10 protein-coding genes are annotated in these 13140 nt (G+C 71.6%); 7 read left to right on the top strand and 3 right to left on the bottom strand.

Going from position 1 to position 13140, the window contains the following annotated elements; genetic code table 11:
- Positions 1-16: 16 nt before the first annotated feature.
- Entirely contained in the window at positions 17-1279 is a 1263-nt protein-coding gene (locus tag OG574_RS52385; protein WP_326779410.1) for a DegT/DnrJ/EryC1/StrS family aminotransferase, read from the bottom strand.
- Complete coding sequence (locus OG574_RS52380) at positions 1276-2919, bottom strand: (2,3-dihydroxybenzoyl)adenylate synthase (RefSeq protein ID WP_326779409.1); 1644 nt, start codon at positions 2917-2919, stop codon at positions 1276-1278. Before OG574_RS52380 ends, OG574_RS52385 begins: the two co-directional genes overlap by 4 nt.
- Before the next feature lie 193 nt (positions 2920-3112).
- Between OG574_RS52380 and OG574_RS52375 the strand changes: the two genes are divergently transcribed.
- From OG574_RS52375 to pabB, 3 genes are all read left to right on the top strand, one after another.
- On the top strand, positions 3113-4177 hold the full coding sequence (locus tag OG574_RS52375) for an ornithine cyclodeaminase family protein (protein WP_326779408.1): 1065 nt from the start codon (positions 3113-3115) through the stop codon (positions 4175-4177).
- A 64-nt stretch (positions 4178-4241) separates the two neighbouring features.
- Positions 4242-5453 carry a cytochrome P450 gene (locus tag OG574_RS52370; protein ID WP_326779407.1) on the top strand — a complete coding sequence of 404 codons (1212 nt, stop codon included), beginning with the start codon at positions 4242-4244 and terminating at the stop codon, positions 5451-5453.
- 16 nt (positions 5454-5469) lie between these two features.
- Positions 5470-7614, top strand: a complete 2145-nt coding sequence (gene pabB / locus OG574_RS52365; protein ID WP_326779406.1) for an aminodeoxychorismate synthase component I — start codon at positions 5470-5472, stop codon at positions 7612-7614.
- A gap of 34 nt (positions 7615-7648) precedes the next feature.
- Here pabB and OG574_RS52360 read toward each other — a convergent pair whose 3' ends face one another.
- Positions 7649-8515 carry a prephenate dehydrogenase/arogenate dehydrogenase family protein gene (locus tag OG574_RS52360; protein WP_326779405.1) on the bottom strand — a complete coding sequence of 289 codons (867 nt, stop codon included), beginning with the start codon at positions 8513-8515 and terminating at the stop codon, positions 7649-7651.
- A gap of 36 nt (positions 8516-8551) precedes the next feature.
- Here OG574_RS52360 and OG574_RS52355 point away from each other — a divergent pair, with 36 nt between their 5' ends.
- The 4 genes from OG574_RS52355 (at position 8552) to OG574_RS52340 (ending at position 13007) form a co-directional block, all read left to right on the top strand.
- On the top strand, positions 8552-8896 hold the full coding sequence (locus OG574_RS52355) for a chorismate mutase family protein (protein WP_100598881.1): 345 nt from the start codon (positions 8552-8554) through the stop codon (positions 8894-8896).
- Positions 8893-9792, top strand: a complete 900-nt coding sequence (locus OG574_RS52350) for a N5-glutamine methyltransferase family protein (RefSeq protein ID WP_326779404.1) — start codon at positions 8893-8895, stop codon at positions 9790-9792. The genes OG574_RS52355 and OG574_RS52350 overlap by 4 nt, the downstream gene beginning before the upstream one ends.
- A 176-nt stretch (positions 9793-9968) precedes the next feature.
- Entirely contained in the window at positions 9969-10766 is a 798-nt protein-coding gene (locus OG574_RS52345; RefSeq protein WP_326779403.1) for an AfsR/SARP family transcriptional regulator, read from the top strand.
- Between the two features lie 237 nt (positions 10767-11003).
- The gene (locus OG574_RS52340) at positions 11004-13007 is read left to right on the top strand and encodes an alpha-ketoacid dehydrogenase subunit alpha/beta (RefSeq protein WP_326779402.1); all 2004 of its coding nucleotides are present in this window, start codon (positions 11004-11006) and stop codon (positions 13005-13007) included.
- The last annotated feature ends 133 nt before the right edge of the window (positions 13008-13140 follow it).

Here is a 13140-nt window from a genome sequence, read left to right as displayed (position 1 = left end):
GGGCGTGCGCACGCGGTCACGCGATACGGGCCAGGCTCGCCTTCTCGTACGCCTCGTGCAGTGCCTGGGTCACCGACGTCACCAGGTGATCGACCTGATCATCCGTCAGGCCCGGATGGCAGGGCAGGTTCATGTGCTCCTCGAACCACACGCGTTCGGCGTTCGGGCACTCGCCCGCGCCGTGTCCGCGCAGGCGCCACTCCGGGGACAGATGGAGCGGGAAGTACCGCAGCTGGACCTCCACGCCGAGCAGGTCGACCGCGCGCACGAAGTGCTCGCGCACCTCCCGTCCGTCGGTCAGGAAGAACGTGTACAGGTGATAGGCATGCCGGCTGTCCGGCGTCGCGCGGTGCAGGCGTACGCCCGGGAACGCCGACAGGGCCTCGTCGAGGCGGCTCGCGATCCACCTGCGCCGCTCCACGAAGCGGTCCAGCGAGTCCAGTTGCACCACGCCGACGGCGGCCGCCGCCTCGGACATCGTGGCGTTGGTGCCCGCACCGCGGATACCGACCGCCGTGCGCCCGTACACGGCGTCGGCGAACTTCATCCACGGCAGCAGGGCGGGAGGTTCGCCGGCCAGGTCGGTGCGCGCCGTGTACACGCCGTCCACCTCGTTGTCGCGGATGCGCAGCACGCGCTCGGCCCACTCGTCGCGGGCCAGGGTGATCATTCCGCCCTCGCCGAGGGTGGTGATGTTCTTGGTGGAGTGGAAGCTGAAACAGCCGATGTCGGCCAGGGCGCCCGGGTGGCGTCCCTTGTAGAGGGCGCCGATGCCGTGGGCGCTGTCCTCGACCACGATCGCACCGTGCCGGCGGGCGATCGCCATGATCCGGTCCATGTCGGCCGGATTGCCGCCGTAGTGGACCAGGAAGACGGCCCGCGTGCGGTCCGTGATCAAGGTCTCGAGGACGTCCGGGTCCATGTTCAGCGTGTCGGGGTCCACGTCGCAGAAGCGGACTCGCACGTCGTGGTTCAGCAGGGGTTGGATCGTGGCCTGGAAGGTCTGCGGGGTCGCGATCACCTCGTCGCCCGGGGCCAGGTCGAGGAGCCTGGTCGCCAGTTCCAGGGCGACCGTGCCGCTGGTGACGGTGAGCGCGTGACGGGCGCCGATCCGCTTCCGGAAACGTTCCTCGAACCGGTCGCGCCACACGCCCGCCGTCAACGTGCCCTCGGCACGCACGAGTTCGGCCAGGGCCGCGAGATCGGCCTCGCCGAGGACGCTGCCCCGCCGGGCGAACGGGACGCGGTAGGTGCCCCCGCCCAGGGCCACGGCGCTCATGCCGCCTCCCTGGCGAGCCGCTCCAGCTTGTCCGCGATGCGGGCGCGCAGGACCTTCTTGTCGACCTTGTTCAGACCCGTCAGCGGGAAGGTGCCGACGGCCTCGACGCGGTCCGGCAGCTTGTAGGAGGCAAGGCCCCGCGAGCGCAGCAGTTCGCGCAGCACCGGCAGCTTCGGCGCGGGACGGCCCGGTGCCGCGATGACGTACGCGCAGACCTTCTCGCCGAGCACCGGATCGGGCATCGCCACGACCGCCGCCTGCTGGACGTCCGGGTGAGCCGTCAGATGACCCTCGATCTCGGTGGCCGAGACCTTGTCGCCACCGCGGATGACGACGTCCTTGACCCGGCCCTCGATCACGATCTCCCCGCCCGCGGTGCGGCGCACCAGGTCGCCGCTGCGGTAGAAACCGTCCTCGGTGAAGGCCCGCTCGTTGTGCTCGGGCGCCCGGTAGTAGCCGCGCAGCGTGTACGGGCCCCGGGTGAGCAGTTCGCCGATGCCGCCGAGGGGCACGTCCGCGCCGTCCGTGTCCACGACGTGGATCTCGTCGGCCGGGGAGACCGGACGGCCCTGCGTCGTGAGGATCGTGTCGTGCGGATCGTCGTAGCGCGTGAAGGTGAGCAGGCCCTCCGCCATGCCGAAGACCTGCTGGAGCCGTACGCCGAGGAGCGGCTCGATGCGGGCCGCCACCTCGTCGTGCAGCTTGGCGCTGCCCACCTGGAGGACATCGAGACTGCTCAGGTCGTGCTCGTGGCCCTCCTCGACGGCCGCCAGCCACAGATGGACGATCGTCGGGATGACCGAGGTGAGCGTGACGCGCTCCCGCTCGATCAACGGGAAACAGGCCAGCGGCTGGGGAGTCTCGGCGAAGACGACGCGGCCGCCGACCCGCAGCGTGCCGATGATGCCGGGGCAGCCCCACGGGAAGTTGAACTCGACCGGCAGGACCGCCAGATAGACGGTCGAGGAGTCCAGGCCGCAGATCTCGCCGGTGATCCGTGTCTGGTAGGCGTAGTCGTCATGGGTGCGCGGGATCAGCTTCGGCAGCGCCGTCGTACCCCCGGACAGCAGGAAGAACGCCACGTCCGACGCGTCCGGCCCGGGGAGGTCCACCGGTTCGGCGTCCACCTCGGCCAGCGCCGTGCAGTCCTCGCCCGGGTCACCCGCGACGAACACCTGGGAGATCTGGGGGAGTTGTTCCTGCATCGACCGCGCGAGATCACGGTGGTCGAAGCCGTTGAACGTGTCCGGCACGATGTACGTGCTCGCGCCGGACAGCTCGGCCAGGTGTCGGATCTCGTTGTCGCGGTAGGCCGGCAGCGCGAACACCGGCAGCGCCCCCAGGCGGAACAGCGCGAAGCAGACCGCCACGAAGTCGGGGGTGTTCGGCAGTTGCACCAGCACCCGGTCGCCGGGGGCTGTGCCGCGCGCCGCGAAACCCGCGGCGAGCCGGTCGCACCACTCGTCCAGGGCGCGGTACGTGATGCGGCGTCGCCCGTCCGCGCTGACCAGGGCCTCCCGGTCGCCGTACTCGTCGGCCCACCGCCGCAGCAGTGCACCGAGCGTCTCACCCCGCCAGTACCCGGCCTCGCGATATCGCGAGGCCAGCTCCTCGGGCCAGGGAACGCATCCGTCCAGCATCGCTCATCCTTCCGCCGTTCGCGTCCGGCCAAGTCTGAGCAGGGGCGTTGACGCGCCGCTGATGTACGGGCGCCGCGGCCGCCGGGCGCGTCAGGCGGCGATCAGCCCTGCGTCAGCAGGGACGACCACGATGCCGACGTACGGGCTGATGGAAGCCATGCCGAGAGCGGCCGAAGAAATGGGAGCACACCCGATGGAGACCTGGGTCCTGAGCAGGCACGACATCGCGGAGATCGTGGCCGCCGTCGGGCGCGACGACCTGATGGGCCGGATCATCGACCGGCTCGCCGAGGGGTTCGCCGAGATCGGCCGCGGCGCGCGCGAACTGTCGCCCCTGCGCGACGGATTCGAGCGTACGGAGCCGGTGCGCGGCATCTTCGAGTGGATGCCGCACCGCGACCCGGGCGACAGCATCACCCTCAAGACCGTCGGCTACAGCCCCGGCAACCCCAAGCACTTCGGGCTGCCCACCATCATCGGCACGGTCGCCCGCTACGACGACAGCACCGGCGCCCTCACCGCCCTGATGGACGGCGTGCTGCTCACCGCCCTGCGCACCGGCGCCGCCTCGGCCGTCGCGAGCCGGCTGCTCGCCCGCCCCGACAGCCGCACCCTCGGCCTGATCGGCGCCGGCGCCCAGGCGGTCACCCAACTCCACGCGCTGTCCCTCGTGTTCCCGCTGGAGCGGGTCCTGGTGTGGGACACGGATCCGGCGCACCGCGACAGCTTCGCGCGCCGCGCCGCGTTCACCGGGATCCCCGTTCAGTGCGCGGACCCCGCACGGATCGCCGCCGAGGCGGACATCATCACCACGGCCACTTCGGTGCCCACCGGCGGCGGTCCGGTGCTCCCCGACGGCCCGCACCGCGAGCACCTGCACATCAACGCCGTCGGCGCCGACCTCATCGGCAAGACCGAACTGCCGCTCTCGCTGCTGCGCCGGGCCTTCGTCACCGCCGACCACCCCGAGCAGGCCCACCGCGAAGGCGAGTGCCAGCGGCTCGCACCGCACCAGACGGGGCCCGGCCTGACCCGGCTCGCCGCCGAACCCGCCCTGGCCCACGAGCGCCGCGGCGCGCTGACCGTCTTCGACTCGACCGGATTCGCCTTCGAGGACGCCCTGGCCATGGAGGTCTTCCTGGAAGCGGCGGCCGAGCACGGCCTCGGCAGCCGGCTGCAGATCGAGCACCACCCGGCCGACACCGTCGATCCGTACGCGCTGCAGCCGCTCCCCGTCGCCGCCCCGGCCCGGCACTGAACCGGGCACCGAACCGGGCCGCCGGCCCGCCCCCTGGACCGAACCCGCGAAGGAGACCCCCTCGATGGCCCAGAAGACCTTGCCCGCCCCCCGGCCGACCGTCGAGGACGGCGGACACCAACTCTTCGGCTGGCTGCGGAACATGCGTGACGAACATCCCGTCCACGAGGACGAGTACGGGGTGTTCCACGTCCACCGGCACGCCGACGTGCTCGCCGTCTCCGCGGACCCGGCCGTGTTCTCCTCCGAACTGCAGCGGCTGCGCCCCGACTCCGAGGCACTCACCGAGGAGATCCTCTCGGTGATCGACCCGCCGTTGCACCGGAAGCTGCGCCAGCTCGTCAGCAAGGCGTTCACGCCGCGGACGATCGCCGACCTCGAACCGCGGGTCGTGGAGCTCGCCGGGCAGCTGCTCGACGGGATCGAGGGCGACTCCTTCGACCTGGTCGCCGACTTCGCGTACCCGCTGCCGGTCATCGTCATCGCCGAGCTGCTCGGCGTACCGGCCGAGGACCGCGCCCTGTTTCGCTCCTGGTCCGACCGGATGCTGTCGATGCAGGTCGAGGACCCGGCGGACATGCAGTTCGGCGACGAGGCGGGCGAGGACTACGAGAAGCTCGTCAAGGAGCCGATGAAGGCGATGCACGAGTATCTGCTCGGGCACGTCCACGACCGCAGGAAGCACCCCGGGGACGACCTGATCTCCAAGCTGGTCGCCGCCGAGGTCGAGGGCGAGACCCTGACAGACTCTCAAATAGTCGAGTTCGGCGGCCTGTTGCTCATGGCCGGACACGTCTCCACCTCCATGATGCTCGGCAACACCGTGCTGTGCCTGGAGGAGAACCCCGGGGCCGCCGCCCAGGTGAGGGCCGACCGCGGGATCGTCCCGGCCGTCATCGAGGAGGTGATGCGCCTGCGTCCGCCGATCACCGTCATGGCGCGGGTCACCACCCAGGAGACCGAGCTCGCCGGGGTCACCATCCCGGCCGGCCGCATGGTCGTCCCCTCGCTCCTGTCCGCCAACCACGACGAGCGGTCCTTCCCGGAGCCCGAGCGCTTCGACCCCACGCGCGAGGCGCGCCAGCAGATCGCTTTCGGCCACGGCATCCACTACTGCCTCGGCGCCCCGCTCGCCCGTATGGAAGGCCGCATCGCGCTGGAGGCGCTCCTCGACCGCTTCGCCGACATACGCATCACTCCCGGCGCGCAACTGCGCTACCACCGCGACGGGCTGCTCGGTGTGCGGAACCTCCCGCTGACCGTGCGGCGAGCCTGAGACCGAGGGGGCAGCCGTGCGTACCGTACGAACCCTGCTGATCGACAACTACGACTCGTTCACCTACAACCTCTTCCAGATGCTGGCCGAGGTGAACGCCGAGGTCCCCGTCGTCATCAAGAACGACGACCACGCAGCCTGGGCGGCGCTGGACCCGGCCGACTTCGACAACGTCGTCGTCTCCCCGGGACCCGGCCACCCCGGCACCGACACCGACCTCGGACTCAGCCGGCGGGTCATCGAGGAGTGGGACCTGCCGCTGCTCGGCGTGTGTCTCGGGCACCAGGCGCTGTGCCTGCTGGGCGGCGGCGAGGTGGGGCACGCACCCGAACCCGTGCACGGACGCACCAGCCGGATCGAGCACGACGGACGCGAACTGTTCGCCGAGATCCCCTCGCCGCTGCGCGTGGTGCGCTACCACTCGCTCACCGTCCACGAACTGCCCGCCGAACTGGAGCCCACGGCGTCGACGCGGGACGGCCTGCTGATGGCCGTACGGCATCGAAGCGCACCGCGCTGGGGCGTGCAGTTCCATCCGGAGTCCGTGAGCAGCGAGTACGGCCACCGGCTGCTCGCCAACTTCCGCGACCTGAGCCTGCGCGCCCTTGGACGGGCCCCGCTGGGCGTCGAGGTGCCCGGCGTGGCCGGCGACGACACCCGGCAGGACCGGCCGGGCGGGCCCGGCGGTCTGCGGCTGCATGTGCGGGAGCTGGCCGAGGCGCCGGACGCCGACGCCGCGTTCGAGGAGCTCTTCGGGGATGCCCCGGCCCGCTTCTGGCTGGACAGCAGCCGCGTCGACCCGGGCCTGTCCCGCTTCACCTTCCTCGGCGCGCCCCAGGGCCCGCTCGGCGAGATCCTCACCTACGACGTCGCCGAACGGCTGGTGCGGGTGCGTGACCGCTCGGGTGACGAGGTGCTGCGGCGGCCCGGCACGCTCTTCGCGCACCTGGAGCGCGAGCTGGCCGCGCGCAGCACCCCCGCACCGGAGCTGCCCTTCGAGTTCAACCTCGGCTACGTCGGCTACCTGGGATACGAGACCAAGGCCGACAGCGGCGGCGACCGCACCCACACGGCCGAACTGCCCGACGGCGCCTTCGTGTTCGCGGACCGGATGGTCGCCGTCGACCACGCCGACGGCCGGGCCTGGCTGCTCGCGCTGAGCAGCGACCGGCACCCGGCCAGCGCCCGCGACGCCGACGACTGGCTCGCCGACGCGGCCCGCGCCCTGGCCGGCACCGTGCCCCGCCCGCCCTTCCGCCTGCTGCCCGACGAGGAACTGCTGCCGCTGGACGTGGAGTTCCGGCACGACGCCGCCGAGTACCGGGAGCTGGTCGAGGAGTGCCGGCGTCTCATCCGCGACGGCGAGACCTACGAGGTGTGCCTGACCAACCTGCTGCGCGTGCCCGGCCGGGTCGACCCGCTCACCGCCTACCGGGCGCTGCGTGCCATCAGCCCGGCGCCGTACGCCGCGTACCTGCAGTTCCCCGAGGGCGCCGTGCTCTCGTCCTCGCCCGAGCGGTATCTGCGCATCGACGCGGCGGGCACCGCCGAGTCCAAGCCGATCAAGGGCACCAGGCCGCGCGGTGCCACCCCGGCCGAGGACGAGGCCCTTGCCCGGGGCCTGGCCGCGGCCGAGAAGGACCGCTCGGAGAACCTGATGATCGTGGACCTGGTCCGCAACGATCTCGGGCAGGTCTGCGAGATCGGCAGCGTCCATGTGCCGAAGCTGTTCGACGTCGAGTCGTACGCGACCGTGCATCAGCTGGTGAGCACCGTACGGGGACGCCTCGCGGCGGATGTCTCGCGGCCGGAGGCCGTGCGCGCCGCGTTCCCCGGCGGTTCGATGACAGGGGCGCCGAAGGTGCGCACCATGCAGTTCATCGACCACCTCGAGGACGGGCCGCGCGGCGTCTACTCCGGGGCGCTCGGCTACTTCGCCCTGAGCGGGGCCGTCGACCTCAGCATCGTCATCCGTACGATCGTCGCCACCGCGGACGCCGCCACCATCGGTGTGGGCGGCGCGGTCATCGCGCTGTCCGACCCGGACGACGAGGTGCAGGAGATGCTCCTCAAGGCCCGCACCACGCTGCGCGCGCTGCGTCAGGCACAAGCCGTCGCCCCGGCCGGGACGCGCGAACTCCTGGCCGGCAGCGTGCGGTGACCGCCGTCGGAGGGCGGGCCGGCCCGGCCCGCCCTCACCGCAGCTGTGCGAACAACTCGGCGCAGGCATCGGCCAGTTCGGTCCTGTGCCGCTCTCCGAGCGTGGCGCGCAGCTCCTCGACGAGCATCTCGAACGCCGACGGGTCGCCGCTCGCGACCGCCCGGCCGAGCCGCTCCAGGCCGTGGCCCACGGCGCGCCGGGCGGCCTGCGCGTGCGGGTTGCCGGACTGGACGTCCCAGTACACCTCCGGGGTGCCGGAGGAGATCCGGGCGAGGAGCTGGAGCAGCGTGCGGTGCGGCGGCGGCGCCGTGGCGCGCAGCGCCCCGATGTCCGCACCGAGCTCTCCCAGCGCCAGGCCGAAGGCGAGGACGGCCGCGTGCGTGGCCGCCTGCTGCGCGGCCGTCAGCGCGTCGTGCTCCTGCGCGGACATCTCGACCACCCGGGCGCCCCACCCGGCGATCAGCGCCAGGAACGCCCGGACGGCGGGACCGTCGGTGACGGTGGCCGCGGCCACCGGCCGGCCCGGCAGGGGCAGCGACGGCGCGAACATCGGGTTGAGCCCCACCGCCTGGATGCCGGGCGCCAGGGCGTGCAGGCGCTCGGCGATGCCGCCCTTCACCGACAGCGTGTCCGCGAACAGGGCGTCGGTGCGCATCAGCCGGGTCACGGGGCCGATCGCGTCCAGTGCCACCGGCTCCGGCACGGCGAGCAGCACCAGGTCGGCCGCCGCGATGGCCCTGGCGGCCTCGGGGCCGGGAGCGCGGATGTCGTCGGCCAGGGCGGCGGGCGCCGAGGCCGCCGGGTCGAGGCAGAGGACCTGTGCCCCCGAGTCCGCAAGCCGGCCGGCGAACATCCGCCCCACCTCGCCGGTACCGCCCGCCACCACACAGTGCTCGAACACCTTGCCCCCTAGTTCTTCATCGAGAGAGGAATCGTCATGTCACTACGTATCGGACCCGCGGACGCGGCCGAGGATCTGGAGTCGCTGCGCGCCCGGCTCGACGCCGTCGACGCCGGCCTGCTCGACGCGGTGCGCGAGCGGCTGGAGATCTGCCTGCGCATCGGCGAGTACAAGCGCGTCCACGACGTGGCGATGATGCAGCCGCACCGCATCGCCACGGTGCAGGGCCGCGCCGCGCGGTACGCGCAGGAGCACGGCATCGACCCCGCGTTCCTGCGGAGCCTGTACGACACGATCATCGCCGAGACGTGCCGCCTGGAGGACGAGTGGATCGCGACGGGCGGCCCGGCCGCCGGCGAGCCGGAGCGGAGGGCCTCGTGACGACCGCCGCACGGCCGGCCGGGGCCACGCCGACGACGCTCTCCGCCGCACTGGACCTCGCCGTCGAACGGCTCGTCGCGGCGGGCATCGGGGAGGCGGCGGCGCGCGACGACGCCCGGCTCCTGGCAGCCCACGCGGTCCGGGTGACCCCCGACGACCTGGACGGACAGCTGCGGGGGCCGGTCCCGGCGGACTTGTGGACGTATGTGGAGCGGCGTGCCGCCCGCGAACCGGCCGAACGCATCGTGGGCCACGCCTGGTTCATGGGACACCGCTTCGAGCTGGCGCCCGGGGTCTTCGTGCCCAAGCCGGAGACCGCGGAGATCGTGGACGACGCAGTAAACAGACTTCATGGTCTGTTTCAGGCCGGAATTCGGTCTCCTTTGGTGGTCGATCTCTGTGCCGGGCCCGGCACGATGGCGGTCAGCATCGCCCGTCGCGTCCCGCAGGCCAGGGTGTACGGGATCGAACTCGCGCAGGCCGCGGTGCGGGTCGCCGTACGCAACGCCCACGGCACGGGAGCAAAGATCGTGCAGGGTGACGCGCGGGACGCCTTCCCCGAGCTCGACGGCACCGTCGACCTGGTCGTCACCAACCCGCCCTACATTCCCATCGGGCTGCGCACCAGTTCCCCGGAGGTCCTCAACTACGATCCCCCGCTGGCTCTTTGGGCAGGTGAGGGCGGTCTTCAGATGATCCGCGCGATGGAGCTGACGGCGAGCCGGCTGCTGCGTCCCGGGGGTGTGGTGCTGCTGGAGCACGGCGGATACCAGCTGGAGTCCGTGCCTCGGCTGTTCGCCGGGACGGGGCGCTGGAGTGCGGCCGCGTCGCGTCCCACATGCAACGACGGGTGTCTGACCGCCGTCCGCGGCGAGGTGTCCGGCCGCGCTCTGTGACAGGCGATTCCCGTGTGGCTGGGGGCTCATGAGAAAAAAGACTACACGGTTCGGATTGACAAACCGACCGTGCTGTTTTTTTATTTGTGGTGGGTTCAGATGCCGCGGCACGCTCATCCCGTGCCGGAGCTGGACCCTGCATGCGCCGACCAGCTTGCACCCACAGGGGAGAAACGATGGACATCGAAGTACTGGGCCCGTTGTCGGTGCGAGAGCACGGCATCTCGATCGCGCCGACCGCACCCAAGCCCCGCCAGGTCCTGGCGCTGCTCGCGCTGAACGCGGACCACGTCGTACCGGTGTGCACGCTGATAGAGGAGTTGTGGGACGAGACGCCACCCCGCAGCGCCCGCACCACGCTGCAGACCTACATCCTGCAACTGCGCGAGCTGATCGGGGAGGCGCTGGACCGGGGCGGGGACGAGCAGGCGACCGCCAAGGACATCCTGGTCACGCTGCCGGGCGGCTACCGCCTCGAGACCCGCGGCGGCACCCTCGACTTCCAGGAACTGGAACGCCGCGCGGGCGCCGGGTACCGGGCCATGGACGCCGAGGACTACGCGGGTGCCGCCAAGCGGCTGCGCGACGCGCTGTCACTGTGGACCGGATCCGCGCTCGCCGACGTCCAGGCCGGCAGCCAGATCACCCTCGAGGTCAGGCGGCTCCAGGAGACCCGTCTGTGCGCCCTCGACCAGCGCATCGAGGCGGACCTGCGGCTCGGCCGGCACCGCGAGCTGCTGTCCGAACTGACCGTGCTGGTCAACCAGTACCCGATGCACGAGAGCCTGCACGGCCAGTTCATGCTCGCGCTGCACCGCTCGGGGCGTCGCGGGGAGGCCCTGAACGTCTACCAGCGACTGCGCGCCACCCTCGTACGGGAGTTGGGCCTCGAGCCGTCGACGGCCCTCGGCAGGCTCCAGCGGTCCATCCTCATGGCGCACCCCGAGCCCCTCGCCTCCGCCGTCCCCGCCTGACCCGAGAACGCGGCCGCACCGTCGGACACCCCCTCGTCCTGCGGGTGAGCCGACCGGCTCCGCGGGCGCGGGCCATGCCCCCCTCCCTCCCGGATGCCCTCCCTCCCGGGAGGGAGGGCTCACTATTTTTCCGTAGCCGAATTCCCGGGACTCACTCCTACGAGGTATCAACACCCCTCCACGAATTGGCTATTGGGGGCGATGCTCGGGACCCGGGCGACACGGCACGATTTGACTGTGAAGAATCGGACGAAGGAATCCCGGCCATCGGGGATACCCGCGCAGCGGCGGGCTGACTTCCTCGAACTGATGCTGCTCTCGCGGGAATGCGACCGCAGATCGGGCATCGTGCTTCGTCAGGGCGAGGCCTGGTTCCATATTTCCTCCGCAGGTCACGAGGGTCTGGCCGCCCTCTGTGAGCTGTTGGATCCGCAGGATCTGATCTTTCCCCACTACCGCGACCGCACTGTTCTCATGGCCCGCGGAATGAATACCGAGGGTCAGGCACGCGATCTGATGGCCAAGGCCGGATCGCATTCGGCGGGGCGCAATATGAGCGCCCACTTCGGCCACCGTTCGGGAAATGTCTTCTCGATCGCGAGCCCGACCGGAAGCCAGTGCCTGCCCGCCGTGGGAGCCGCCTGGGCCGCCCAGTTGATGGGCCGTGAACAAGCGGTCGTCTGCTCCATCGGCGACGCCTCCACCCGGCAGGGCGAGTTCTTCGAGGCGGTCGCCTTCGCGGTGGAGCGGCGGCTGCCCGTCGTCTTCCTCGTCTCCGACAACGGCTACGGGATCTCCACGCCGACCGAGCACATGTCTCCGCACGCGCTCGGCCTGCTGCCCCAGGAGCGCACGACCGTGGTCGACGGCGCCGATCCCGACGCCCTGCACGCCGCCTCCCGCGAAGCGCTGAGCGCCGTGCGGGGCGGCGAGGGGCCCGTCGTGCTGTGGTGCCACCTCGACCGGCTCGACCCGCACACGTCCTCCGACGACCACCGCGTCTACCGCAGCAGCGAGGACCTCGCCACCCTGCGCGACCCGGTGGAGATCTTCACCGCACGGCTGCTCGCGGAGGGCGCCGTCGACGAGGCATGGCTGGAGCGCACGCGGGCCCGGCAAGCCGACGAGGTCGAAGCGGTCTTCGCGCGGGTCGCCGCCGAGCCGGCCGCGGATCCGAAGCTGATCATGGAGCATCTGTTCGCGCCGGCGAGCGAGACGGCGCACCCCGCCGGACAGGAACCGGCCGCCGGACCGCTCACCGAGCCGTGCGGCGGAACGATGGTGTCCGCCGTCAACCGGGCCCTGGCGACCGGCCTGGAACGCCACCCCGAACTCGTCCTGTTCGGCGAGGACATCGACGATCCCAAGGGCGGCGTCTTCGGCTTCACCAAGGGGCTCGGCAAGGTTGCGGGCGAGCGCATGACCAACGCGCCGCTCGCCGAGGCCACCATCGTCGGCGCCGCCGTGGGGCTCGCCGCCGCCGGCATGCGGCCCGTCGTGGAGCTCCAGTTCATCGACTTCGCCGGCCCCGCCTTCAACCAGCTCGCCGCCCAGCTCACCACACTGCGCTGGCGCACGGTCTCCGCATGGCAGTGCCCCGTCGTCATCTACGCACCCTGGGGCGGCTATCTGCCGGGCGGCGGAATCTGGCACAGCCAGAGCAACGAGAGCCTGTTCACCCACCTGCCCGGACTGCGCGTCGTCGTCCCCTCCACCCCCGAGGACACCGAGGCCGCCTTCCTGGAGTCGTTCACCGCACCCGATCCGACGCTGATCCTGCTGCCCAAGCACCTGATGCGGCAGCGCCGGGAGCCGGCTGGGCGGCCCGCACCCGCGCTCGGCGCCCGCACCCTGCGTACTGGCGACGACGTCACCGTCGTCAGCTGGGGCAACGGGACCGAACTCGCCCTCGACGCCGCCGGGAGCCTCGCGGCCGACGGCGTCGCGGCCGACGTCATCGACCTGCGCTGGCTGGTGCCGCTCGACCGGAAGACCGTCGCCGCCTCCGTGCGCCGCACCGGGCGCCTGGTCGTGGTGCAGGAGGACAACCGTACGAGCAGCTTCGGCGCCGGACTGATCACCGAACTCCTCTCGTCCGACGACGAGTTCTACTCGCTGCTCGCCCCGCCGCGCCTGGTGAGCCGCGAGGACGTGCACGTCCCGTTCCACCCCGACCTGGAGCGCGCTGTGCTGCCCGCCGCGGACGACGTGGTCGCGGCCGTCCGTTCCGTTCTGGCCTGACCGCATGGAGAAGGAAGCGCAGTTGACATCTCCCCCAGCTGAAGCAGGGGGATTCATTCCTCGCGGAGTGGACTTTCTGCTTCATCGACAGCCGCTGCCCCGAATGAACGGCGAGGGACGTTGGTACGCCCAG

The sequence above is a fragment of the Streptomyces sp. NBC_01445 genome, assembly GCF_035918235.1.
Taxonomy (GTDB): Bacteria; Actinomycetota; Actinomycetes; order Streptomycetales; family Streptomycetaceae; genus Streptomyces.
The sequence above is the reverse complement of the archived record's forward strand: the minus strand, read 5'-3'. Positions and strand labels throughout refer to the sequence as shown.

Bases quoted from the DNA above. Each gene is read 5' to 3' on its own strand.
- OG574_RS52385 (WP_326779410.1), bottom strand. From the start codon at position 1,279: ATGAGCGCCGTGGCCCTGGGCGGGGGCACCTACCGCGTCCCGTTCGCC.
- OG574_RS52380 (WP_326779409.1), bottom strand. From the start codon at position 2,919: ATGCTGGACGGATGCGTTCCCTGGCCCGAGGAGCTGGCCTCGCGATAT.
- OG574_RS52375 (WP_326779408.1), top strand. From the start codon at position 3,113: ATGGAGACCTGGGTCCTGAGCAGGCACGACATCGCGGAGATCGTGGCC.
- OG574_RS52370 (WP_326779407.1), top strand. From the start codon at position 4,242: ATGGCCCAGAAGACCTTGCCCGCCCCCCGGCCGACCGTCGAGGACGGC.
- OG574_RS52355 (WP_100598881.1), top strand. From the start codon at position 8,552: ATGTCACTACGTATCGGACCCGCGGACGCGGCCGAGGATCTGGAGTCG.
- OG574_RS52345 (WP_326779403.1), top strand. From the start codon at position 9,969: ATGGACATCGAAGTACTGGGCCCGTTGTCGGTGCGAGAGCACGGCATC.